21 protein-coding genes and 1 tRNA gene are annotated in these 23,770 nt (G+C 29.3%); 9 read left to right on the top strand and 13 right to left on the bottom strand.

Annotated elements, in window-relative coordinates:
• Positions 1–14: 14 nt before the first annotated feature.
• The 4 genes from purL to CINS_RS02330 all read left to right on the top strand — a co-directional run bounded on the left by purL (position 15) and on the right by CINS_RS02330 (position 4,987).
• Positions 15–2,192, top strand: coding sequence for a phosphoribosylformylglycinamidine synthase subunit PurL (gene purL / locus CINS_RS02345; RefSeq protein ID WP_039649510.1), 2,178 nt, complete (start codon positions 15–17; stop codon positions 2,190–2,192).
• 2 nt (positions 2,193–2,194) lie between these two features.
• Positions 2,195–2,968, top strand: a complete 774-nt coding sequence (locus tag CINS_RS02340; RefSeq protein WP_039649509.1) for a molecular chaperone DjiA — start codon at positions 2,195–2,197, stop codon at positions 2,966–2,968.
• A gap of 4 nt (positions 2,969–2,972) precedes the next feature.
• Entirely contained in the window at positions 2,973–4,505 is a 1,533-nt protein-coding gene (gene purH, locus CINS_RS02335) for a bifunctional phosphoribosylaminoimidazolecarboxamide formyltransferase/IMP cyclohydrolase (protein WP_039649508.1), read from the top strand.
• Between the two features lie 71 nt (positions 4,506–4,576).
• Entirely contained in the window at positions 4,577–4,987 is a 411-nt protein-coding gene (locus tag CINS_RS02330; RefSeq protein WP_039649506.1) for an META domain-containing protein, read from the top strand.
• A gap of 15 nt (positions 4,988–5,002) precedes the next feature.
• Here CINS_RS02330 and pyrF read toward each other — a convergent pair whose 3' ends face one another.
• Genes pyrF through CINS_RS02300 form a run of 6 tightly spaced genes read right to left on the bottom strand, consistent with a single transcriptional unit; the run spans position 5,003 to position 9,671 of the window.
• Positions 5,003–5,683 (bottom strand): orotidine-5'-phosphate decarboxylase, encoded by a 681-nt coding sequence (gene pyrF, locus CINS_RS02325; protein WP_039649504.1) that lies wholly within the window; start codon positions 5,681–5,683, stop codon positions 5,003–5,005.
• Positions 5,680–6,078 carry a transcription antitermination factor NusB gene (gene nusB, locus CINS_RS02320; RefSeq protein ID WP_039649502.1) on the bottom strand — a complete coding sequence of 133 codons (399 nt, stop codon included), beginning with the start codon at positions 6,076–6,078 and terminating at the stop codon, positions 5,680–5,682. Before nusB ends, pyrF begins: the two co-directional genes overlap by 4 nt.
• 2 nt (positions 6,079–6,080) lie before the next feature.
• On the bottom strand, positions 6,081–6,551 hold the full coding sequence (gene ribH / locus CINS_RS02315; protein ID WP_039649500.1) for a 6,7-dimethyl-8-ribityllumazine synthase: 471 nt from the start codon (positions 6,549–6,551) through the stop codon (positions 6,081–6,083).
• A gap of 11 nt (positions 6,552–6,562) precedes the next feature.
• Entirely contained in the window at positions 6,563–7,366 is an 804-nt protein-coding gene (gene kdsA, locus CINS_RS02310) for a 3-deoxy-8-phosphooctulonate synthase (protein WP_039649499.1), read from the bottom strand.
• 24 nt (positions 7,367–7,390) lie between these two features.
• The gene (locus CINS_RS02305; protein WP_126437484.1) at positions 7,391–8,749 is read right to left on the bottom strand and encodes a uracil-xanthine permease family protein; all 1,359 of its coding nucleotides are present in this window, start codon (positions 8,747–8,749) and stop codon (positions 7,391–7,393) included.
• Positions 8,739–9,671, bottom strand: a complete 933-nt coding sequence (locus CINS_RS02300) for a DMT family transporter (protein WP_039649494.1) — start codon at positions 9,669–9,671, stop codon at positions 8,739–8,741. Before CINS_RS02300 ends, CINS_RS02305 begins: the two co-directional genes overlap by 11 nt.
• 95 nt (positions 9,672–9,766) lie before the next feature.
• On the opposite strand from CINS_RS02300, the gene der reads away from it, so the two are divergent.
• Genes der through CINS_RS02275 form a run of 5 tightly spaced genes read left to right on the top strand, consistent with a single transcriptional unit; the run spans position 9,767 to position 16,235 of the window.
• Positions 9,767–11,152 (top strand): ribosome biogenesis GTPase Der, encoded by a 1,386-nt coding sequence (der, locus tag CINS_RS02295; protein ID WP_039649492.1) that lies wholly within the window; start codon positions 9,767–9,769, stop codon positions 11,150–11,152.
• Positions 11,136–11,633, top strand: a complete 498-nt coding sequence (locus CINS_RS02290; RefSeq protein WP_039649490.1) for a shikimate kinase — start codon at positions 11,136–11,138, stop codon at positions 11,631–11,633. The genes der and CINS_RS02290 overlap by 17 nt, the downstream gene beginning before the upstream one ends.
• A complete protein-coding gene (trpS, locus tag CINS_RS02285; protein WP_039649488.1) occupies positions 11,630–12,589 on the top strand; it encodes a tryptophan--tRNA ligase in 960 nt (319 codons plus the stop codon). The genes CINS_RS02290 and trpS overlap by 4 nt, the downstream gene beginning before the upstream one ends.
• A gap of 13 nt (positions 12,590–12,602) precedes the next feature.
• Positions 12,603–13,838 (top strand): serine--tRNA ligase, encoded by a 1,236-nt coding sequence (gene serS / locus CINS_RS02280; RefSeq protein ID WP_039649486.1) that lies wholly within the window; start codon positions 12,603–12,605, stop codon positions 13,836–13,838.
• A 9-nt stretch (positions 13,839–13,847) separates the two neighbouring features.
• Positions 13,848–16,235, top strand: coding sequence for a tetratricopeptide repeat protein (locus CINS_RS02275; protein WP_039649485.1), 2,388 nt, complete (start codon positions 13,848–13,850; stop codon positions 16,233–16,235).
• 38 nt (positions 16,236–16,273) lie between these two features.
• On the opposite strand, the gene CINS_RS02270 is transcribed toward CINS_RS02275, so the two are convergent.
• The 7 genes from CINS_RS02270 to secA form a co-directional block, all read right to left on the bottom strand.
• Positions 16,274–16,348: transfer RNA gene (locus CINS_RS02270), tRNA-Asn, on the bottom strand.
• Between the two features lie 45 nt (positions 16,349–16,393).
• Positions 16,394–17,302, bottom strand: coding sequence for a radical SAM protein (locus CINS_RS02265; protein WP_052251949.1), 909 nt, complete (start codon positions 17,300–17,302; stop codon positions 16,394–16,396).
• Positions 17,299–18,321 (bottom strand): uroporphyrinogen decarboxylase, encoded by a 1,023-nt coding sequence (hemE, locus tag CINS_RS02260; RefSeq protein WP_039649483.1) that lies wholly within the window; start codon positions 18,319–18,321, stop codon positions 17,299–17,301. The genes CINS_RS02265 and hemE overlap by 4 nt, the downstream gene beginning before the upstream one ends.
• A gap of 17 nt (positions 18,322–18,338) precedes the next feature.
• Positions 18,339–18,839, bottom strand: coding sequence for a YqhA family protein (locus CINS_RS02255; RefSeq protein ID WP_039649481.1), 501 nt, complete (start codon positions 18,837–18,839; stop codon positions 18,339–18,341).
• 10 nt (positions 18,840–18,849) lie between these two features.
• Positions 18,850–19,866 carry an aspartate-semialdehyde dehydrogenase gene (locus CINS_RS02250; protein WP_039649479.1) on the bottom strand — a complete coding sequence of 339 codons (1,017 nt, stop codon included), beginning with the start codon at positions 19,864–19,866 and terminating at the stop codon, positions 18,850–18,852.
• Between the two features lie 10 nt (positions 19,867–19,876).
• Complete coding sequence (locus tag CINS_RS02245; protein ID WP_039649478.1) at positions 19,877–21,169, bottom strand: sigma-54-dependent transcriptional regulator; 1,293 nt, start codon at positions 21,167–21,169, stop codon at positions 19,877–19,879.
• A 9-nt stretch (positions 21,170–21,178) separates the two neighbouring features.
• Positions 21,179–23,767 (bottom strand): preprotein translocase subunit SecA, encoded by a 2,589-nt coding sequence (gene secA, locus CINS_RS02240; protein WP_039649476.1) that lies wholly within the window; start codon positions 23,765–23,767, stop codon positions 21,179–21,181.
• Positions 23,768–23,770 lie beyond the last annotated feature (3 nt).

Below are 23,770 nucleotides of genomic sequence, written 5' to 3'. Positions count from 1 at the left end.
TAAAGGAGATAAATATGGATAAAGAAATTATAAAACAACATAAAATTAGCGATGAAGAATATCAAGAAATTTTAAATATATTAGGTAAGGAGCCAAATTTATTAGAACTTGGGATTATTTCAGCAATGTGGAGCGAACACTGCTCTTATAAATCAAGCAAAAAATATCTTAATGGATTTCCTACTAAAGCTCCATGGGTAATACAAGGTCCTGGTGAAAATGCCGGAGTTATCGACATAGGCAAAGGTATGGCTGCTGTATTTAAAGTAGAAAGCCATAATCACCCAAGTTTTATCGAACCTTTTGCTGGTGCTGCTACTGGAGTTGGTGGTATTTTACGTGATATTTTCACCATGGGTGCAAGAGTGGTAGCGAGTTTAAATTCTTTAAAATTTGGTAATATCCACGATAAAAAATTAGGAAAACATCAAAAGTATTTAGTAAAGGGTGTAGTAAATGGAATTTCACATTATGGCAATTGTATGGGAGTACCTACAATAGGCGGAGAATGTGCTTTTGATGAATGTTTTAATGGAAATATTTTAGTTAACGCTTTTGCACTTGGTACTTGTAAAATTGAAGATATTTTTTATGCAAAAGCAGAAGGCGTAGGAAATCCTGTAATTTATGTAGGATCAAAAACAGGTCGAGATGGACTTGGTGGAGCTGTTATGGCTAGTGATAGCTTCAATGAATCAAGCAAAAGTTTAAGACCAACAGTTCAAATTGGAGATCCTTTTGCTGAAAAACTTTTAATGGAAGCTTGCCTTGAGCTTTTTAAAACCGATTATATTGTTGGGATACAAGATATGGGTGCTGCAGGACTCACTTCAAGTTCCTTTGAAATGGCTGGACGCAGTGGTAGCGGAATGAAACTTTTTCTTGATAAAACTCCTATGAGAGAAGAAGGTATGACGCCTTATGAATTAATGCTTAGTGAATCTCAAGAAAGAATGTTAATTTGCGCAAAACAAGGCTGTGAAGATAAGATTATTGAAATTTTTAACAAATGGGGACTTGATGCAGCAATTATAGGTGAAGTAACAAATACAGGAAAAATGGAACTTTTCTGGCATGATGAATTAGTAGGGTTAATACCTATTGAACCATTAAGTGAAAAAGCACCTATATTAAATAGACCAACTAGTCAACCAAAATATTTAGATGAGATAAAAGATTATAAATTTACACTCCAAATTTCCACTCAAGAAGCTTTTGAAAAATTACTTGTAAATGAAAATATTAGCAACAAAGCTTATATTTATGAGCAATTTGACTCTAGTGTTCAAACTAATACACTAAAAAGTGATGGAAATCTTGGAGCAAGCAGTATTAGAGTAAAAGAAAACAATTGTTTACTTTCTATGGCTATTGAATGTAACTCAAGATTAAACTATGTCAATCCTAAAATTGGAGCTGCTGCTGCTGTAGCAAGTGCTGGTAGAAAAATAGCTTGTTCTGGTGCAAAACCCTTAGCTATTAGCGATTGTTTAAATTATGGCAATCCTCAAAACCCTGAAGTAATGTGGCAATTTGCCCAAGGATGTGAAGGCATTAAGCAAGCTTGCAAAGAACTAAATACTCCTGTAGTAAGTGGCAATGTTTCATTATACAATGAAACAGATGGTGTAAGTATTTTTCCTAGCCCTACTATAGCTTGTGTTGGAGTCAATGAGAATGTAAATAGAATTTTAAAATCTTTCTTCAGTAAAGAAACTCAGGCTATTTATTTAATAGGCAATACCAAAGGTAATTTTGGTGGTTCATTAATTTCAAAAATTTTAGATCAAAAAGTCGCAGGAATACTCGAAGAAATAAACTTCAAAGAAGAATTGGAACTTTGGGATTTTTTACTTAAAGCAAATGAATGTAATTTGCTAGATTGTGCAAATAGTGTTGGTATAGGTGGTATAGCTATGACTTTAGCTAAAATGAGTGCTAAGTCATCCTTAGGTATCCAAACAAAAAGTAATTTTAGTGAAAAAAGTTATATTTTTGAAGAAAGCCCTACTAGAGTCATAATAGGAGTCAAAAATGAAGAAGAATTCACCAAATTTGCTCAAAATTTTAAACTTCAGTTCTCAAAACTTGGGGTAATTAATGAAAATGATTTTATTTTAGATGATATAAAAATTTCATTAGAAAAATTACAAAACCTTTATTTTAAAAAATTTGAAGAATACTTAGGATAAAAATGATTTTTGTTATTTTAATACTCGCTATCATAGTATTTTATTGGTATTACAAAACTTGGGGTAAGCAAGACTTTTTAACCTCTGCAAGTCGTGGAGCTAAAGGATTTGCTAAAGGATTTGCTAAAGGAGTAATGGAAGAAAAAATAAACGAACTAAAAAGAAAGATGAATTATTACACCATAGCTCTTTTAGCAAAGATAGCTAAAAGCGATGGCAGGGTTAGTCAAGATGAAGCTGACATGATAAGTCAAATTTTAGATGTAAATGCTAAAGATGACAAAGAAAGATCATTTTTAAAAGCGAGTTTTAATGAACATAAAGAAAATTTAAATGATGCATATTATGTCGCAAAAGAATTTTTAAAAGAAATACCTTTACCAAAAAATGAACGTTTTAATATTTTGAGAGTTTTGGTATTTATGGCGCTAATTGATGGAAAATTAAACACCGAAAAGCAAGAAATTTTAGAACAAATAGCTAAAGCTTTTGGTATTGCAAAAGTCGAACTTGATACCTTTATAAATAATTTATCAAATTTAAAAGAATCTAAACAAGAAATGAACTTAGAAGAAGCTTTTAATACTTTAGATCTTCCAAATACAGCAGATTTGAATATGGTAAAAAAACAATATAGAATATTAGCCAAAAAATATCATCCTGATATTTTAAATGCCAACAACGTTAGCGAAAATGAATTAAAACTTGGTATAGCTAAATTTCAAAAAATTAACGAAGCATATGAAAAAATCAAAAAATATTTAGATAAAGGATAAATTTATGAGAGCATTAGTCAGTGTAAGTGATAAAGATGGTGTAATCGAATTTGCAAAAGAACTTAAAAAATTAAATTTTGAAATTCTTTCAACCGGAGGAACATTTAAACTTTTAAAAGAAAATAATATTGAAGCTATCGAAGTAAGTGATTTTACTCAAAGTCCTGAATTATTTGAAGGTCGTGTAAAAACCTTGCATCCTAAAATTCATGGAGCCATTTTACATAAAAGAAATGACAAAAATCATATTCAACAAGCTCAAGATAATAATATCTTAGGTATTGATTTGGTGTGTGTTAATTTGTATCCTTTTAAGAAAACTACCATTATGAGTGATGATTTTGATGAGATTATAGAAAATATTGATATTGGTGGTCCTGCTATGATAAGAAGTGCAGCAAAAAATTATAAAGATGTGATGGTAGTATGTGATCCTTTAGATTATGAACACATAATTACAACTTTAAAAACAAACAAAAATAATGAACAATTTCGCTTAAAATTAATGATAAAAGCTTATGAGCATACGGCAAACTACGATGCTTATATAGCAAATTATATGAATGAACGCTTTAATGATGGCTTTGGAGCAAGCAAATTTATAGTAGGACATAAAGTTTTTGATACTAAATATGGAGAAAATCCTCACCAAAAAGGCACTTTATATGAATTTGATGATTTCTTTACTAATAATTTCATCACATTAAAAGGCGAAGCAAGTTTTAATAATTTAACCGATATTAATGCAGCTTTAAATTTAGCAAGTGCTTTTGACAAAGCTCCAGCAGTAGCTATTGTTAAACATGCTAATGCTTGTGGTTTTGCCATAAAAGAAAATTTATTGCAAAGCTATATTCATGCTTTAAAATGTGACAATGTAAGTGCTTATGGTGGAGTTGTAGCTATTAATGGGAAATTAGATAAAGAATTGGCATTAAAAATCAATGAAATTTACATAGAAGTTATCATAGCTGCAAATGTAGATGAAGAAGCCCTAGAAGTTTTTAAAGATAAAAAGCGTATTAAAATTTTTACTCAAAAAACACCTTTTTTAACGCGAGCTTACGATAAATATGATTTTAAACATATCGATGGAGGTTTTGTTTATCAAAATAGTGATGAAATATCTAATGATGAAATAAATAATGCTCAACTTAAAAGCGATAGAAAAGCTAGCGAACAAGAATTTAAGGATCTAGAAATAGCTTTAAAAATTGCCACTTTTACCAAATCAAACAATGTTGTTTATGTCAAAGATGGAGCCATGGTCGCTATTGGCATGGGTATGACTAGTCGTATTGATGCTGCAAAAGCAGCCATTAACAAAGCTAAAGAAATGGGGCTTGATTTAAATGGATGTGTCTTAGCTAGTGAAGCATTTTTCCCTTTCAGAGATAGTATAGACGAAGCAAGCAAAATCGGCGTAAAAGCAATTATAGAACCTGGTGGAAGCATAAGAGATGATGAAGTTATCAAAGCTGCAAATGAATATGGTATAGCGCTCTATTTTAGTGGAATAAGACATTTTTTACATTAAAAAAAGGCTTACTTAACATAAGTTAAACATATTATGTAAAAATAAAATATAAATATTAAAAAGGATAAAAAATGAAAAAAATACATTTTATAGGATTAACAGCTTTAACATTTAGTGCTTGTTCAATAACAACTTTAAGTGTTAATGATATACAAAACAAAGAATTTAATATTACTCATTTTGAGAGCAATAACAAAACTTTTATTCTTCCTAAAAATGCTCAAGCAAATATTAGCTTTGATGATAAAGATAAGAGAGTATTTGGAATATCTGCTTGCAATAGATTTTTTGGAACTTACACAGATGAGGAAAATACAATAAAAATAGACAGCAATCTTGCCTCTACAAAAATGCTTTGTGATAATGATACTATGGATTTTGAAGATAATTTTCTTAAAAATTTCAATGGAGAATTTAAAATAAGCAGTGATGATACTAGCATTATCTTAGATAATAAAAAAATAAAGGTTTATCTAAAATAAGCTCTTAAGCTTATTTTAGATACAAGTTAAAATTTCTTGACAAATTGCTCTAGGCTCTGATGCCTTATAAATAGGCCTTCCTATCACTATAAAATCGGATAAATTTTCTTTCGCACATTGGACATTAGCAACTCTTTTTTGATCGTTTGCTTCTTCTTTGAAAGGACGGATACCAGGAGTCAAAGTAATAAAATTTTTATTAGTAGATTCTTTTACCAATAAACTTTCATAAACCGAACATACCATACCATCTAAACCACTTTCATAGCTAATTTTAGAAAAATTTTTTACAGCATTTGTAATATCTTGATGATACAAATTTTGAAATTCATCATTATCAAAACTAGTAAGAGCTGAAACAGCAAGCACTAAAGGTCTTTTATTTAAAGCATTTAAGCGATCCATAATAGTAACCATAGCAGTTTTTCCTGCACTTGCATGAATATTAATCATATCTACATCAATTTTTGCAAGTTCTTCGCAAGCATCAGCCATTGTATTTGGAATATCATAAAGTTTTAAATCTAAAAATATTTTAAATTCATCAATGCTTTTTATGCTTTCTATTAGCTTAATCCCATCTCTTAAATAAGATCTAAGACCAATTTTAATCCAAAGATCTAAACCTTTTAATTCTTTAGCTAAATTAACACATTCATCAAAACTAGCAAGATCAAAGGCTACACAAAGTTTCATTTGGTCTCCTTATCAATTTTATCTAAAACTCCATTTATAAACTTAGGTGCATTATCTCCTGCCATTTCTTTTGCAAGTTCAATTGCTTCATTTATAATAATAGCTTTTTGTGTTGAAGTAAATAAAATTTCATAAGCGCCCAAACGTAAAATTGCCTTTTCAATATTTGCTACACCATCAAGCTTATGCTCTTTTAGACAATCATTGATTTTCTCATCTAAATTTTCTAATTTTTCTTTAACTCCTTGATACAACTCAAGAGTAAATTTTCTTTGATCGTTACGAATTTTTTTCTCATTCAAAAATTCATCAATAAAATCTTGATTTTCCTGATTTAATTCAGCAGCATACAAAAGCGAAACTATACTTTGTCTTACTTGATGTCTTGTAGCCATTATCAAACCTTGATTTTATTAATCAAATTTAACATTTCTATTATTGTAAGCATTGCTTCAAAACCTTTATTTCCTGCTTTACTTCCCGCTCTTTCAATAGCTTGCTCAATAGTATCTGTGGTCAAAACTCCAAAACTAACCGGTATATTTGCATTTAAACTTACATTTGCAATACCTTTAGTAGTTTCAGCTGCTACATAATCAAAATGTGGTGTACTTCCTCTTATAACCGCACCCAAGCAACACACGCCATCAAATTTTTTACTTTCTAAAATTTGCTTTAAAGCAAAAGGTATTTCAAAAGCTCCAGGAACTAATACTAAATTCAAATTTTCTTCTTTTCCTCCGTGTCGAATAAAAGCGTCTTTTGCACCTTCGACTAAACGATCTGTTATAATATGATTAAATCTAGCATTAATAATTGCTATATTTTCATCACCTCTTAAATTCAAATTTCCTTCTATGATTTTCATTTTTTTCCTTTTTAAATAAGTTCTTGAATTTTTAAAAGCGTATCCACACACTTTTTAAGTCTTGATATATCAAGCATATTTGGTCCATCACATAAAGCTTCGCAAGGATTTAAATGAGTTTCAAAGAAAAAGCCATCCACTCCAACTGCAGCTGCAGCTCTTGCTAAAGGTTCGACAAATTCACTTTTTCCACCACTACTCCCGCCATTTGCTCCAGGCATTTGCACACTATGAGTTGCATCGAAAATTACAGGAGCATATTTTTTCATTATAACTAAACTTCTCATATCTACAACTAAATTTCCATAACCAAAACTTGAACCACGCTCAGCCACAAAAATTCCATTATGTTTAGCTACATCATATCCTTCTTCATTTATACCTCTAGTTTGTAAAACCTTACTAACGCTATATTTAATGTCATCAGGATTTAAAAATTGTCCTTTTTTTATATTAATCTTAGCTTTAGTCTTTGCTGCAGCAACTAATAAATCTGTCTGTCTACACAAAAATGCAGGTATTTGCAAAGCATCAACAACCTCAGTTGCAACACTAGCTTGAAAACTTTCATGAATATCAGTTAAAATTTGCATACCAAATTTATCTTTAACTTTTTGCAAGATCTCCAAACCTTTATCTATACCAGGACCTCTAAAACTATTTATACTAGTTCTATTTGCCTTATCAAAACTTGATTTAAAATAAAAATCGATCCTATCATCTTTTAAAAAATATTCTAGCTCTTGTGCTACTTTAAAAACAAGCTCTTCACTCTCTATCACACAAGGGCCAGCAAGTAATATCATTTTTTGCATTTTATATCCTTATTTTTTCATATTTTACTTCATTTTCCTTTGATTTTCTTCAAGCGGGAAAACAAAATTTAAAATCATGGCCGTAATTGCACCAGTAGCTATCCCAGAAGAAAACAAAGTTTTAAACCACATAGGGGTAAAATTTAAAATATCAGGATTATTAGAAACCCCTAATCCCATTCCTAAACTCATTGCAATTATAATAATAGAACGCCGATTTAAATTCTCCTTAGAAATAATTCTCACTCCAGTTGCAGCTATAGTTCCAAACATCACTAAAGTGGCTCCTCCTAAGATGGGTTCTGGAATTTGCAAAGTAACATCTGCCACAATTGGAAACAAACCTAATAACATCAACATAAAAGCGACAATAAAACCAACATAGCGGCTTGCAACTCCAGTTAAAGCTATAACTCCATTGTTTTGTCCAAAACATGAATTTGGAAAAGTATTAAAAAAAGCAGAAATAAAAGAATTTACACCATTAGCTAAAACACCGCCCTTAAGTCTTTTTGCGTACATTTCACCTTTAATAGGCTGATTTGATACCTCGCTTGTAGCACTAATATCCCCAATTGTTTCTAATGAAGTTACCATAAAAACTAAAATTAGAGGCAAAATTAAGTTATAATCAACACTTAAGCCATAGTGAATAGGATTTGGTAAAAATATTATAGGTAAATTTTCATTTAAATTAAAACTAAAATTTTCAAAAGTCATCGCTACCAAAAGTCCAATAATCATAGCTATAAATAGAGATGAAATTCTAATATAAGCATTATTAAAACGATTTAAAATAATAATACACAAAATAACAATTCCAGCTAATAATAAATTATGCAGTGATCCAAATTCTCCATTTGCTTTAGCACCAAAACCACCACCTGCACTAATTAAACCTACATTAATTAAAGTTAATCCTATAATCATTACCACTATGCCAGAAACCAAAGGTGATACAATTTTCCTTACAAAAGGTAAAATTTGTGAAATAATCATCTCAGTAATTGAGCAAAGCATTAAAGTGCCAAATATAGCAGCCAACATTGCTTCTTGACTTAGTCCATTATTTTTCAACACAAGTCCACCTAAAATAAGAGGTGAAACAAAATTAAAACTTGTTCCTTGTATAGACAAAAGACCACTACCTATAGGCCCCCAAGTTTTAATTTGCAAAAGAGAAGCAATGCCTGAAGCAAACAAAGACATACAGATAATTCTTGCCGTATTTTCACTATCAACACCAAGTCCTTTACAAATTAACAAAGCAGGGGTAATTACCGCAACAAACATAGCCATCAAATGCACTAAGGCAGTAAAAAAAGCTTTAAAAAAAGGAGGTTTATCTTCTAAACCATAAATTAATTCTATTTTATTTTCCACTTTTATTTCCTTGAGTTTGCTTACTCACTAAAATTATGCCGCCCATAACTATACCAATAATTCCAACAAACACTAAAGCACTAGGAAAATCATCTCCTAATAAAATTCCTAAAAATAATGTAAAAACTACATCTATATAGCCAATACCAGCGATAATTCCTACTTTTTTTGCTACACCATAAGCTTTTGTAATATGAATTTGATACAAAGCTCCAAAAACTCCCATCAATATAATAAAAAACCACGCTTTAAAACTAGGCATAATAAAAGGGGCGATTAAAAAATCTAATTCTTTATTTTCATAAAAAGAACCCACAATCATCGAAGATAAAGGCATCAAGGTGCCAATAAGCACAAAAGATAATGCTATAAATGGCGCGGGATAAAATTTTTTAAGCTCTCTAACACTAGTTAATGCTAATGCTGCGCAAAATCCGCTTAAAATTCCCAAAACGCTATTTTTTAAGTCAAATCCAGAATGATTTATTTCATCAGCAAAAGGTTGACATACAAAAAGTACTCCTATAAAAGCTATTAAAATTCCAGCACACATTCTAATACTTAATTCTTCTTTGAAAAAGAAAAAAGCGATTAACGCTATAAAAATAGGTGCAGTTTTTTGAAATGCAAAAGCTCCACCTAAAGAAATATTAGAAACATTGTAAAAGAAAAGATATAAAGATATCGTGCCTATAACTCCTCTAAAAACCAACAAGCCAAAATGCCCACCGCTTTTATGAAATTTTATTTTTTTCAATATATAAATCATAAAAAAAGTTCCAATAATATTTCTAAAAAACATTATTTCAATAGATGACATTTCTTCACTTAAAATTTTTGCACTAGCTCCAACGAAAGAAAATTCAATTGAAGCAATAATCATAAAATAAATACCTAAATTTTTTTTAATTATTCTTAACATATAAAATCCATAAAAAATTTAACTATTTTAGTCTTTTTTTGCTTAATTTTAAGGCAATTTTTATATAATTAAATAAAAATTTTATATGGATATAAATGCAAAGTATTATTTTGATTGGCAAGCCAAATGTAGGCAAATCAAGTCTTTTTAATAGATTAGCAAAAAAGCGTATAGCTATTACAAGCGATATTAGTGGCACCACAAGAGATACTAATAAAATAGAAGTACAAATTGATGGCAAAAAAGCCTTGCTTATAGATAGCGGTGGCCTTGATGAAAGCAATGAATTATTTAAAAATGTTAAAGCTAATTCGTTAAAAGTAGCTAAAAATAGCGACATTATATTTTATATGGTAGATGGAAAATTTTTACCTGATGATGAGGATAAAACCTTTTTTTACGAAATGAAAAAACTAAATAAACCTGTAGCTTTAGTCATCAACAAAATAGATAATAAAAAGGATGAAGAAAGATCTTGGGAATTTTCTAGTTTTGGTGTTAAAGAGATTTTTAACATTTCAGTAACTCATAATATAGGCATAGATGAGCTTTGCACATGGGCTGGAAAATTTTTAAATGAAAAAATTTTAACCCAAGATGAAGAAGAAGATTTTGAAAGTTATTTGGAGAATTTTGACGAAAATAGTGGAGATTTTAAACTAAAAACCATAAATGAAAATCATATCAAAATCGGTATAATTGGTAGAGTTAATGTAGGAAAATCTAGTCTTTTAAATGCTTTAGTAAAAGAAGAACGAAGTGTAGTTAGCGATATCGCAGGAACTACCATTGACCCAGTAAATGAAAGCATTGTATATAAAGATAAAATTATAGAATTTATAGATACAGCTGGAATTAGAAAAAGAGGTAAAATACAAGGTTTAGAACGCTATGCTTTAAATAAAACCGAATATGCGCTTGCTAATGCTCAAATAGCTCTTTTAGTACTTGATAGCGCAGAAGGATTTAATGAATTAGATGAACGTATAGCAGGACTTGCAGCAAAACATTACTTAGGAGTAATTATAGTTTTAAATAAATGGGATAAAAGCGAATTAGATTTTGACAAAACTTTAAAAGAGTTAAGGTTAGATAGGTTTAAATTTTTAGCTTATGCTCCAGTAATTAGTGTATCTGCATTAAGCGGTAAAAGAATTCATGTGCTTTTAGATAAAATTTTAGAAGTTTTTGAAAATTTCACTCAAAAAATTCCAACTGCAAAATTAAATACCTTAGTAGAGGAAGCTACAAAAGCTCATCCTCTACCGCATGATTATGGTAAATTAGTTAAAATTTATTATGCGGTTCAATATGACATCGCACCACCAAAAATAGCTTTAATTATGAATCGCCCAAAAGCCTTACACTTTTCTTACAAACGTTATTTGCAAAATCAAATAAGAAAGAAATTTAATTTCGAAGGTGTACCTTTAATTTTAGCTTCAAGAAAAAAAGGCAGCAAAAATGAACAAGAAGGATAATTTCCTTTTTGTAGGTTTCATGGGTTGTGGAAAAACTACAATTGCACGAGCTTATGCACAACGATATGATAAATTTTTTATTGATACAGATGAATTGATAAAAAATAAATTTAACCTTGAAGTGCATGAAATATTTTCCACATATGGGGAATCTTTTTTTAGAAATGAAGAAAAAAAAATACTTCATTTTTTACAACATATTAAAAATTCCTCTATTGCAAGTGGTGGTGGATTTATAAAACAGAAAAAAATCAACGAAATTGGAGTTGTTATTTATCTGAAATCTACTTTTGAATTTATTATAAAAAGACTTGATAAAACACAAATTCATACAAGACCTCTGCTTTCAAATTTAGCAAACGCAAAAATACTTTTCGATCAACGAATACAAAAATATGAAAAAAAAGCAGATTTAATTATTGATATTGAAAACAAAGAAGTTGAAGATATCATTTCACAAATACACAAAGAGGTAAAATGAAAGTTATAACAGGATTGCAGCCTAGTGGAGATTTACACATAGGAAATTATTTTGGCTCTATAAAGCAGATGTTAAACATGCAAGAAGAAAATCAAATGTATATGTTTATAGCAAATTATCACGCAATGACTTCAAATCAAAATGGAGAAGTGCTTCAGCAAAATTCACTAAAAGCAGCAGCAGCCTTTTTAAGCCTAGGAATTGATCCACAAAAAAGTATTTTTTGGTTGCAAAGTGACATTAAAGAAGTACTAGAACTTTATTGGATTTTATCTCAATTTACCCCTATGGGACTTTTAGAAAGAGCACATTCATATAAAGACAAGATCGCAAAAGGTTTAAATTCAAACCATGGTCTTTTTTCTTACCCTGTTTTAATGGCTGCTGATATCTTACTCTTTGATGCACAAATTGTTCCAGTAGGTAAAGATCAAATTCAACATGTTGAAATTGCAAGAGATATAGCCTTAAAGGTAAACAATGAATGGGGTGAAGTTTTTACTCTTCCAAAAGCTAAAATCAATGAAGAAGTGGCTGTAGTACCTGGAACAGATGGTTCTAAAATGAGCAAATCTTATAAAAATACTATAGATATTTTTACTTCTCAGAAAGTTTTAAAAAAACAAATTTCTTCCATTGTAACCGATAGCATAGCTTTAGAAGACCCTAAAGAATTTAGCACTTGTAATATCTACAACATAGCAAAACTTTTTTTAGATAAAACACAACAAGAGAATTTGCAAGAAAGATACAAAAAAGGTGGCGAAGGATACGGGCACTTTAAATTATATCTAAACGATCTTATTAATGATCATTTTGCTTACGCAAAAAACGAATATGAAAATTTAATCGAAAATCCTTCTAAAATTAAAGAAATTTTAGAATTTGGTGCACAAAAAGCTAGGAAAACAGCGCAAAAAACAATGGAAAAAATTTATGCTAAAATTGGTTTATAATTAAGGAGTCAAAATGCTAGATCTTAAACTTTTACAAAATAACTTTGAAGAAATTTCACAAAAATTAAAAGCAAAAAAAATAGATGAAAACTTATTAAAACAACTAAGTGAATTATTTATTACTTTAAAAAAAGAAAAAGCAATTTTGGAAGAGTTTCAAGCTTTTCAAAATAAATTTAGCAAAGAATTAGCAAATACCGATGACAAGGAAGCTTTAAAAAATCAATTAAGCAAAAATAAAGAAAAAATCAACAATCAATCAAAAATAGTTTTGCAACTAGAAGAAAATTTAGAGAAAATCTCTTCGGCAATTCCAAATATACCTGATGAATGTGTGCCTTATGGAAAAGATGAAGATAAAAATATTGAATTAAAGAAAGTTTTAACACCTCCTCAATTTGACTTCGAAATCAAAGAGCATCATGAATTAGGAGAAAAATTAGATTGGCTTGATTTTGTAAGAGGCGTTAAAATCTCCCAAAGTCGCTTTTGTGTATTAAAAAACGAAGGAGCTCTATTAAACAGGGCTTTAATAAATTATATGATAGATTTTAATAGAAGTAAAGGGTTTGAACTTGTAAATGTTCCATTTTTAGTTAATAGCAACACAATGTATGGCACCGGACAACTTCCTAAATTTAAAGATGATATGTACAAGGTTGAAAATGATGATTTATATCTTATATCAACCTCTGAAATTCCTGTAACAAACCTTTATTCAAATGAAATCTTAACTAGTGAATCTCTACCTTTAAAGATGACTTGCTACAGTGCTTGTTTTAGACAAGAAGCTGGTAGCGCAGGTCGCGACACAAGAGGTATAATACGACAACATCAATTTGAAAAAGTGGAGCTTGTGTGTATTGCAAAACCTGAACAAAGTGATATGATATTTGAAGAAATGGTAAATTGTGCTAGTGATTTATTGAGTTCTTTAGGACTTGCTCATAGACATTTAATGCTTTGCACTGGAGATTTGGGATTTAGCGCAGCAAAAACTATTGATTTAGAAGTTTGGATACCTTCGCAAAATAAATATAGAGAAATTTCATCTGTATCAAATTGTAGAGATTTTCAAGCAAGAAGAGCTAAGATCCGTTATAAAAATGACAAAGGCAAAAATGAGCTAGTTCATACTCTTAATGGCTCATCACTCGCAGTAGGAAGAACTTTGGTTGCAATAATGGAAAATTATCAAGAAAAAGATGGCAAAATAATCATACCTGATGTATTAAGAAAATATTTTTAAGAATGAAAAATGGCTGAAGAAGTAACACTAAAAGAACAAGATGAACAAGAAAATCTTGATAAAGAAGAAAATTTAGAACTTACCATTCCACCAGGTACCATTCCACCAGAACTAGAAGAAGAAAATACATTCCAAAAAGTGGAAGAGCAACCACAAGAAGCTCAAAAAGAAGAGAAAGTAAAATTTTTTGATAAAAAATTTCTTATTATAATTTCAGCTCTTGGCACACTTGTATTGATATTGTTAATAGTGTTGATTCTGCTTATGGTATTTAAAAAAGATAAAACTGAAATTTCCATGAATGAAACATTACAAGAAGATAATTCATCTATGGAAATTACAAAAATAAAACAAACTACACTTGATGCAATTATACAAAAAGCTAATGTATTGTATGAAAAAGGTGATGTCAAAAAAGCTTTAGAGCTCTATGATAATATTAATATTTTTAATGAATCTTTATCAAGCTACAATCTTGGAGTGGTTCAAATGAAACAACAAGATTATGCAAAAGCTATAATGAATTTCAAACAATCTTTAGAATTAGAAGAGCATAAAGTTGCTGCGGCAATTAATATTGCAGTATGTTATTTTTATCTCAAAGACAAAGAAAAATTCAATTATTATTTAGATTTAGCCAAAGTTCATTTGCCACAAAATTCAAATTCAATACTATATAATTATTATCTAGGATTAATAAATTATTATCAAAGTCTTTATCCTGAGGCTTTGCAAATGTTTGTTCATTCTAATAATCTAGCTGATTACACAGATGAATCACTATATCTTGGAGCAAAAATTTATTCTGTTTTGGAAGCAAATAGAGATGCTATTAATTTTTTACACAAGCAAGAAAATTATGAAGCGAGTTTACCATTAGGTCTTTTATATGCTAAAATTGGAGAATACACCAAAGCTAAAGAATATCTCAATAAAGCTACAAAAATTGACTCTCAATATTTAAGAAGTACTATAGCCTTAGCTTTAGTAGAACTCAAAACAGGACAATATGATAAAAGTGCTCAAATTTTTAAAAGATTATTTGCAAAAGATAAAGATGTGGGCTCTAAGTACTACGGAATTAAAACTAGATTGAAAAAAAATCTTTATAGCATTGATATTGCACAACAAAATTTTGCAAAAAAACTCATTAGCGGAAAACAACAAATTTATGATTTACTTTTTTACTTTGCTCCTTATAGAGTATTTGATGTTAAGCAAAGCATGGAATTAATAACTAAAGCAGATTTAGGTAATTTCATACAAGCTTATCAATATGAAGATAATTTGCTTACTCAAAGTAAAACTTTATCTGGAATAAATATGCAGCTTTCACAAGCAATTAATTTAGCTTTTAATTTTCATTTAAGAGAAGCAAACCAAAAACTTCAAAAATTAAGTCAGAATTATCATTCACACGATGTAATACATTATAATCTTGCACTAACTTATGCTCAATTGCAAGATTATAATAATGCAGCTAATCATTTTTCAACGGCCTATCATTTAAACCCAAAAAATCATTTAGCTGGGATTTTTGCTATTTTTTGCATGGATTTAATAAAAAAAGATTATAGTAAATTTCAAAATGAAGTCATAGAGAATTTACAAGCAGATAATAATATTGATCAAAATACTAATATCTATAAATATTTACTCCATATTCCGTATAATGATTATGCAACTATGCTACCTTATCTTGATAATTTTGAAATAAATAAAAAAAGTCCATTGGAATTGATGTTTGTTATTATCGCTTCTAATGCAAATAACTTAATCAATCTAAGAAATCAATCTGTTGTAGCATTAAAAGACCTGCTGAATAAAGATATTATCAGTAATATATTATTTTTCAATGCTAAAAATATAGATCTTGATATCAAAACTTATGCAAAGCAGGCACAAATTTATTTTCAAAACACAAAACTTGATTATAATTCTTTGTTTGGTGGCTCAGGTATAGTCAAAGATACTTTCATAAGTTTAATGCAAATTACTGGTTTAATCAACCATGTACGAAATGATATTAAGAAAAAACTAGCAACGAGTGATAAAAACTCTATGGGATTAATCTTTGCATTAGCTTATGTTGATATATTTGCAAAAGAATATCAAGAAGCTTACACACTTTATAATATACTTATTGATGATTATAAAATAAAAGATTCTCAAACCTTATTTTTGGCTGCAGTTTCCGCCATAGGATCAAATAATCCAAATTCAGCTATAGCACTCTTAGAACTTGCAAAACTAGAAAATGAGGAGACTTTAGAGGCTCGATTGGCGCTAGGTTTATTGTATCATGAAATGAAAAATTTAGAACCTGCTATATTCCAATATGAAAAAGTTAGAGATGATTTTGAAAGTAAATTCTTTACATTCGACATAAAAAACTAAACAAAGACCGCTATATAGTAGGGAACATAAAATAGAAGTGGCTCCGGATGTAGGATTCGAACCTACGACCAATCGGTTAACAGCCGACTACTCTACCGCTGAGCTAATCCGGAATATTTAAAAAAGAAATGGTATTTTATAGAAAAAAAATATATTTGTCAAGTATTTTTATAAAATTTTATTCCAGCTAAATCTATCAACTCAATTTTTTGTTTTTTAATTAAATCTTCTAGATTATTCTTGCTATATTGACTAAATCTATTTTCTATATCAAATTCACTTTGAGCGCGCAATTTTAACATCTTCAAAAGCTCATCTTTAGTAAAATCAATTTTATTATTATTGTAAGTATGCTTTGCCAAAACAACAGGAACGCTATGAATTAACAAACTAAGCTCATATAATCTTTCAAACGTTATGGGCTTTACAGGATACGCAGGTGGACGATCTATAGTACTAAAATCAACTCTTAATGGTTTAATTTGAGAAAAGACTTCATCTAATGCTATCATTTCATATTCTTTATCGTTTAAACCTTCAACGATCAAAGTTTCCATAATTAAATCACCCTTAAAATCTTTACTAAATTTTATCATATGCTTAATCATATTATCTAAAGAAATTTCTTTTAACGCTCTATCTATTTTATAAAATGTTTTTTCTATAGCACTATCAAGACTAAATTTAACTATGTCAATATTAAGTAAAGCATTATAACTTTTTAAATTCAAAACAGCACTTCCATTACTAAGTATCAGAAGTTTTTTATTTTTTTTAATTTTGTTAAGCTCATTTGTAAGTTCATATAAAAAAGGATATAAGCTGGGTTCACCATTTGCAGTCAAAGTCAAAAATTCAAATTGCATTTGACCAGCTAAAGCTTTTTGTACCTCATTTACAACTTCATCAACACTAGGGTATATCAAAGATTCTTTTTGAGGTTTAGAAGCTTTTAATTCACAATACACACAATCAAAATTACATTGTTTTTTGTCTGGACTTAAATCAATACCCAAAGAAGAGCCAAATCTTCTTGAATTTATCGGACCAAAAACAATATTACTCACCTCTTTGAACTCTCCTGAACCAACCTAATGAAATATTTAGCATTTTCAACCGGAATATCAGGCAAAATTCCATGACCAAGATTAACAATATAAGGTGTATTTTGCATAATATCCAACATATTCTCTATTCCAGTTTTTATAGAACTTTTATCATACAGTCTACATGGTTCCATATTTCCTTGCAATGTATATTTATAAGATAATTTTTCCTTTGCTAATTTTAAAGGTGTACTCCAATCTACCCCAAAAACATCAAAATTACCATCAATTTCATCTAAAAATCCACTAATACCTTTAGGAAATATGATGATAGGTATTTGAGGATATTTATTTTTAATATAATCTGAAATTTCTAACATATATTTAAAAGAAAATTTAAAAAAAGCATCTTTTTCTAAAGCACTTGCCCAACTATCAAAAATTTGTATAGCATTAGCCCCAGATTTAATCTGTTCTTCTAAATATAATTTTAAAACTTGAGTTAGTTTAGATAAAATTCTATGTAAAAATTCTGGATCTTGATAAAGAATTTTTTTGCTTTTTGCATAATTTTTACTTCCGCCACCTTCTATCATATAAGTAGCTATGGTCCATGGGCTTCCACAAAAACCTATCAAAGCTTTATCAGTAGAAAGTTGCTCTCTAGTTAATTTTAAAGCATCATAAACATAATTAAGATTTTTCACACCTTTATCTATATCTAAAGCGTCTAAATCTCTATCATCTTTAATGGGATTTAAAAAGACAGGCCCCTCTCCTTTTTCAAATTTAAGTTCCATACCCATTTCCAAAGGAACAACTAATATATCAGAAAAAATAATAGCTGCATCCACTCCTAAAATATCAACCGGCTGCAAGCTTACTTCGCTTGCTTTTTTATAATCTTTACATAAAGATAAAAAATCACCAGCTTGAGATCTAACTTTCATATATTCAGGTAAATATCTTCCCGCTTGTCTCATCATCCAAACTGGAGTGTAAGGAGTTTGTTTTTTAAAACATGCATCAATAAAAATCATTTACTTTTCCTTAGTAATTAACTTTTATGTAAAAAATACAATCCGACACAAAGTGCTAAAATAGATCCCGCAAGATAAGACATGTCTAAAACCGTATTAAACTGCATTTGTAAAATTCTTTGAAAAAAATTCACTATTAAAACCATAATGATAACTTTTGCAAGTTTATCTTTTAGTTGATCTAAACTATGCACCTCTAAAACTTTAGATTGCTTGGTTTGTTTAAAATCTTCTATCTCGCTGATAAAAAGTTCATAAATTCCAAAAGAAAAAATAAATAAAACCAAAGCCATCAAGTATAAATCTACAGCTCCGATAATTAATCCTACAATATCTTCATGTAAATCAACCGATGAATTAGAAAACATAAAATAACCAAATACATATCTTAAAACTTTTATCACATCATAACTTGCAATAAAAAATAAAACAAAAGCTCCAATAAGTCCAAAAATAACAGGTAAAATAGTAACTAAACGACTTTTAACTAATAAATTTTCAAAAAATTTTTCCAACATTTATTTCCTTTTAAACCAATTCCAACCATTTTTTTGCAATACGCACTGCATTAGTTGCAGCACCTACACGAATTTGATCAGCAACACACCATAAATGTAAAATATTTTTACGATTAATGTCACCTCTAATTCTCCCAACATAAGTTTCATTAGTATCACTAGCAAAAAGAGGCATAGGATATTTTTTATTCTCTATATCATCAACCACTACAACACTTGGAGCTTTTGATAAAATTTCCTTAACCTTAAGAATATCCACATCTTTTTCAAATTGCATAGTAATAGCTTCGCTGTGACTTCTAAGTACTGGAACTCTCACACAAGTTGCTGAAATTTCAATATTTTTATGTAATATTTTTTGAGTTTCATTAACCATTTTTAATTCCTCTTTTGTATAACCATTTTCAGTAAATACATCAATTTGAGGAATCAAATTCAAAGCCAAAGTATAGGGAAAAATTTTAGCTTCAAAATCTTCAAGCTTAAAAGCAAAAAAACTTTGCATACCTTCAACTAACTCTTCCATGCCTTCTTTTCCCGCTCCGCTAGCGGCCTGATATGTACTAACATCTACTCTTTGTAAATTAAAAATATCATCAAGTGGCTTTAAAATATGAACCATCTGAATGGTTGAACAATTTGGATTTGCTATAATTCCTGTTTTTTCCCAATCTTTAATATCTTCACTATTACATTCTGGCACAACTAAAGGAACATCTTTATCCATCCTAAAGTGACTTGTATTATCTATAACAACAGCACCGCACTCAACTGCATATTTAGCATATTTTTCACTAATATTTCCACCTGCACTAAAAAAAGCTATATCTACAGGATTTTCTTTAAAAACTTTTTCTGTTAATTCTTGAATTTTATAGGTTTTTCCCCTAAATTCTATACTCATGCCTACACTTTTAGCACTAGCCAATGGCAAAATACTTTCAACAGGAAAATCCAACTCATCTAAAACATTTAAAATTTCCTCACCAACTGCACCAGTTGCGCCAACTATTGCTATTTTTTTCATGTAACCTTCCTCAAGTAATATTGTATTGTTTCATTTTTTCATGAAATTTTTTTTCACTCATTCCTATTGATTCTGCTGCATCGCTAATAATATTATTTGAATTTCTTAAAGCTTCTAAAAGTAAATCTTTTTCAAGATTGCTAATATTTTTAACTTTTCTGCTTTCTAAAAATAAATCACAAGAACTAATTTCATCACCTTCACTTAAAATACAAGCTCTTTGTATGATAGAAATTAATTCTCTTATATTTCCAGGAAAATCATAAGCAAGTAATGCATTTTGCGCTTCTATACTTAATCTTTTTTCTGAAAAATTATATTCTTTGCAAGTATCATTTAAAACTTTTTCTGCTATTTGCAAAATTTCATCTTGTCTATGTCTAAGTGGCGGAATATTAATTGGAATAGTGTTTAACCTATAATACAAATCCTGTCTAAATTCATTATTCTTAATTTTTTCTTCTATATTTGCATTTGTTGCGCTAATGATTCTAATATCTATTTTTACACTTTTTGTTCCACCTAATCTAGTGATTTCTTTTTCTTGAATTGCTCTTAATAATTTTGCTTGTATTTCATAAGGCATTTCACCAATTTCATCTAAAAATAAAGTTCCTTCGTTAGCTAATTCAAAAAGTCCGATCTTTGTATTATTAGCGTCTGTAAAAGCACCTTTTTCAAAACCAAACAACTCACTTTCTATTAAATTTGATGGAATAGCTGCCATATTAATAGCCACAAAAGGCTTCGAGGCTCTTAATGAATTTTTATGAATATAATTAGCAAAAACTTCTTTGCCGACGCCACTTTCTCCAAATAAAATCATACTAGCATCTGTCTTAGCTGCTTTATTAACCAAATTTAAGCACTGGTTTAATGCTTTAGAATTTCCAAAAAAATTACCATTTATTTCTTTTTTTTCATTCTTTTTTATATTTTTTTTTGATGTCTTCTCTTGAATAATTTTAGCTCTTTTAATAGCTGTTACTAAGGTATTAACATCAAAAGGTTTCACTAAAAAATCTTTAACTCCAAGTCTTACTGCCTCTATAGCACGATTGAGTGTTGCATTACCCGTAATAATAATAAAATCATATTTATTTTCACAAGCTTGAACAAACTCAATCCCATCAATTCCTGGCATATTAATGTCTGTAATAATCAAATCAACATCATCATCTAATTTCTTTAAAGCCTCTGTTGCAGACTTATAAGATTTTATCTTAAATTCTTCATATTCGCTCAAAGCTATTTCAAGCGATTTTCTCATATTTATATCATCTTCAACTATTACTATATTCATAAAAAAACCTTAAGCTAAAATCCCTTTTTTAGGACCACTTTTACCATGACAATCTTTATATTTTTTACCACTACCGCACGGACAAGGAGAATTTCTAGGTACTTTATGAATTTGCGCCTTCCCTTCTTCATCTACACCATTTTCTGTAGTATTGGCTATTAATTTTTCATTAGCATCATGAGCTTTTTCTTCTAATTCTTGAGCATTGTGTTGGGTAAATACTACATTAAATAGTAATTTTAAGCTATCAAATTTTATACGCTCAACAAGCTCCATAAAGAGATTGTAGCTTTCTTTTTTATATTCAACCAATGGATCTTTTTGATTATAACTTCTAAGCCCTATACCAGTTTTTAAGATATCCATTTGATATAAATGCTCTCTCCAAAGATTATCTAAAATTTGAAGATATAAAATTCTTTCTATTTTTCTAGCTTCTTGTTCATTTATAAAACTCATTTTTTCTTGATATCTTTTTTCTAAAATTTCAATAAGCTTACTTTCACTTTCAATTTCATTTAAATCTTTAAAATCATTTTCGCTTAACTCTATATTACACTCATATATAATTTTTTGTTTTAGAGAATCAAAAAATGAAAAATTTTCAGATTCTATATTTGCATGAATTTGACTTATAATATAACCACAATATTCACTAATATTTTTAAGAATTTTACTCTGAATATTGAAATTTTCATCTAATAACTCATTCCTATAATTATATATAGTTTTTCTTTGTTCGTTTGCTACATCATCATATTCAAGCAAATGCTTTCGACTTTCAAAATGTAAACTTTCAACTTTTTTTTGAGCATTTTCAACAGCTCTTGTGACGATACGACTTTCTATATGTTCGCCTTCTTCTATACCTAATCGATCCATAATGTTTTTAATACGATCACCACCAAATATCCTTAATAAGTTATCTTCCAAACTCAAATAAAATCTACTAATACCAGGATCGCCCTGACGACCCGAACGACCACGTAATTGATTATCTATTCTTCTGCTTTCGTGACGCTCTGTTCCTATAATATAAAGCCCTCCTAAAGCTCTTACTTCATCGTTAATTTTTATATCAACCCCACGTCCAGCCATATTTGTAGCTATAGTTACAGCACCTTTTTTTCCTGCATCTTGTATAATCAAAGCCTCTTGTTCATGATTTTTAGCATTAAGTACATGATGGGCTATGCGTTCTTTTACAAGCATATCGTGAAATACCTCACTTCTTTCAATACTTGCTGTACCTACCAATACAGGCTGTCCTTTAGCATTAGCTTTTTTTATTTCCTCTATCACTGCTTTAAATTTTTCATTTTGAGTTTTATAAATTAAATCATCTTTATCTACTCTTGCAACTGGTATATTTGTAGGAATAGAAACTACATCCAAATTGTAAATTTGAGAAAATTCTGTCGCTTCAGTTTGTGCTGTACCAGTCATACCAGCTAATTTTTTATACATTCTAAAATAATTTTGAAACGTAATATCAGCTAAAGTTTGGCTTTCTTCTTGAATTTTAACCCCTTCTTTTGCCTCAAGTGCTTGATGCAATCCGTCGCTAAAACGCCTTCCTTCACTTAAACGACCTGTAAATTCATCAACAATTACGATTTCTTTATTTCTCAAAACATAATGAACATCTTTTTCAAACAAATTATGTGCTTTTAAAGCTTGATCTAATTGATGAGCCAAAATAGCATTATCTAAACTGTATAAATTTTCAACTCCAAATAACTTTTCAGCTTTTGAAATTCCAGATTCAGTTATTATTATAGTTCGATTTTTTTCATCTACTACAAAATCACCTGTTGGTGATTCTTGTGGGGCAAGTCCTGCCTTGCCTTTTTGCATTCGTCGAGCAACCTCATTTGCTTTTATATATCCATCCAAAGTTCTATTGGTGGGTCCACTAATAATCAATGGAGTTCTTGCTTCATCTATTAAAATACTATCAACTTCATCAACTATAACAAAATTATGCTCCCTTTGAACTTTATCTGAAATTGAAAATTTCATATTATCTCGCAAATAATCAAAGCCAAATTCATTATTTGTGCCATAAGTAATATCACATTCATATGCTTTTTTATGCGCCTCATCACTGTGATCTTCTGACAAAATTACTCCCACACTAAAACCTAAAAAGTTATAAATAGCACTCATTTGTTCTGCGTCTCTTTTAGCTAAATAATCATTCACAGTAACTACATGCACACCTTTTTTATTCATAGCATTTAATACTACAGGTAAAGTTGCTACTAAGGTTTTACCTTCTCCTGTTTTCATTTCTGCAATTTTACCTTCATGCAATACCATACCACCGATTAGTTGTACATCAAAATGTCTCATATTTAAAGTTCTTTTACCTACCTCTCGAACAATAGCAAATACATCATTTAAAACTTGCTCTAAAGTTTGTTCTTTATTTTGAACTTTAATTTGAAAATCTGCAAAACTTTTTTTTATTTCTTCATCGTTTAATTGTTGATATTTTGCTTCTAAAGCATTAATCTGAGATACTCTTTTTAGGTATTTTTTTATTTCTCTATCATTTTTTGTCCCAAATATTGCTTTAAATACATTAAAAAACATTTC

It is taken from the genome of Campylobacter insulaenigrae NCTC 12927, from assembly GCF_000816185.1.
In the GTDB taxonomy this organism is placed as follows: Bacteria; Campylobacterota; Campylobacteria; order Campylobacterales; family Campylobacteraceae; genus Campylobacter_D; species Campylobacter_D insulaenigrae.
This window is presented reverse-complemented; position numbering and strand designations above follow the sequence as displayed.

Excerpts from the sequence above, each read along its gene's own strand:
- CINS_RS02290 (WP_039649490.1), top strand. The coding sequence starts at position 11,136 with ATGAACAAGAAGGATAATTTCCTTTTTGTAGGTTTCATGGGTTGTGGA.
- CINS_RS02275 (WP_039649485.1), top strand. The coding sequence starts at position 13,848 with ATGGCTGAAGAAGTAACACTAAAAGAACAAGATGAACAAGAAAATCTT.
- kdsA (WP_039649499.1), bottom strand. The coding sequence starts at position 7,366 with ATGCAAAAAATGATATTACTTGCTGGCCCTTGTGTGATAGAGAGTGAA.
- CINS_RS02330 (WP_039649506.1), top strand. The coding sequence starts at position 4,577 with ATGAAAAAAATACATTTTATAGGATTAACAGCTTTAACATTTAGTGCT.
- serS (WP_039649486.1), top strand. The coding sequence starts at position 12,603 with ATGCTAGATCTTAAACTTTTACAAAATAACTTTGAAGAAATTTCACAA.
- CINS_RS02340 (WP_039649509.1), top strand. The coding sequence starts at position 2,195 with ATGATTTTTGTTATTTTAATACTCGCTATCATAGTATTTTATTGGTAT.
- CINS_RS02300 (WP_039649494.1), bottom strand. The coding sequence starts at position 9,671 with ATGTTAAGAATAATTAAAAAAAATTTAGGTATTTATTTTATGATTATT.
- der (WP_039649492.1), top strand. The coding sequence starts at position 9,767 with ATGCAAAGTATTATTTTGATTGGCAAGCCAAATGTAGGCAAATCAAGT.
- nusB (WP_039649502.1), bottom strand. The coding sequence starts at position 6,078 with ATGGCTACAAGACATCAAGTAAGACAAAGTATAGTTTCGCTTTTGTAT.
- hemE (WP_039649483.1), bottom strand. The coding sequence starts at position 18,321 with ATGATTTTTATTGATGCATGTTTTAAAAAACAAACTCCTTACACTCCA.
- ribH (WP_039649500.1), bottom strand. The coding sequence starts at position 6,551 with ATGAAAATCATAGAAGGAAATTTGAATTTAAGAGGTGATGAAAATATA.
- purL (WP_039649510.1), top strand. The coding sequence starts at position 15 with ATGGATAAAGAAATTATAAAACAACATAAAATTAGCGATGAAGAATAT.
- purH (WP_039649508.1), top strand. The coding sequence starts at position 2,973 with ATGAGAGCATTAGTCAGTGTAAGTGATAAAGATGGTGTAATCGAATTT.
- secA (WP_039649476.1), bottom strand. The coding sequence starts at position 23,767 with ATGTTTTTTAATGTATTTAAAGCAATATTTGGGACAAAAAATGATAGA.
- pyrF (WP_039649504.1), bottom strand. The coding sequence starts at position 5,683 with ATGAAACTTTGTGTAGCCTTTGATCTTGCTAGTTTTGATGAATGTGTT.
- CINS_RS02250 (WP_039649479.1), bottom strand. The coding sequence starts at position 19,866 with ATGAAAAAAATAGCAATAGTTGGCGCAACTGGTGCAGTTGGTGAGGAA.
- CINS_RS02245 (WP_039649478.1), bottom strand. The coding sequence starts at position 21,169 with ATGAATATAGTAATAGTTGAAGATGATATAAATATGAGAAAATCGCTT.
- trpS (WP_039649488.1), top strand. The coding sequence starts at position 11,630 with ATGAAAGTTATAACAGGATTGCAGCCTAGTGGAGATTTACACATAGGA.
- CINS_RS02255 (WP_039649481.1), bottom strand. The coding sequence starts at position 18,839 with ATGTTGGAAAAATTTTTTGAAAATTTATTAGTTAAAAGTCGTTTAGTT.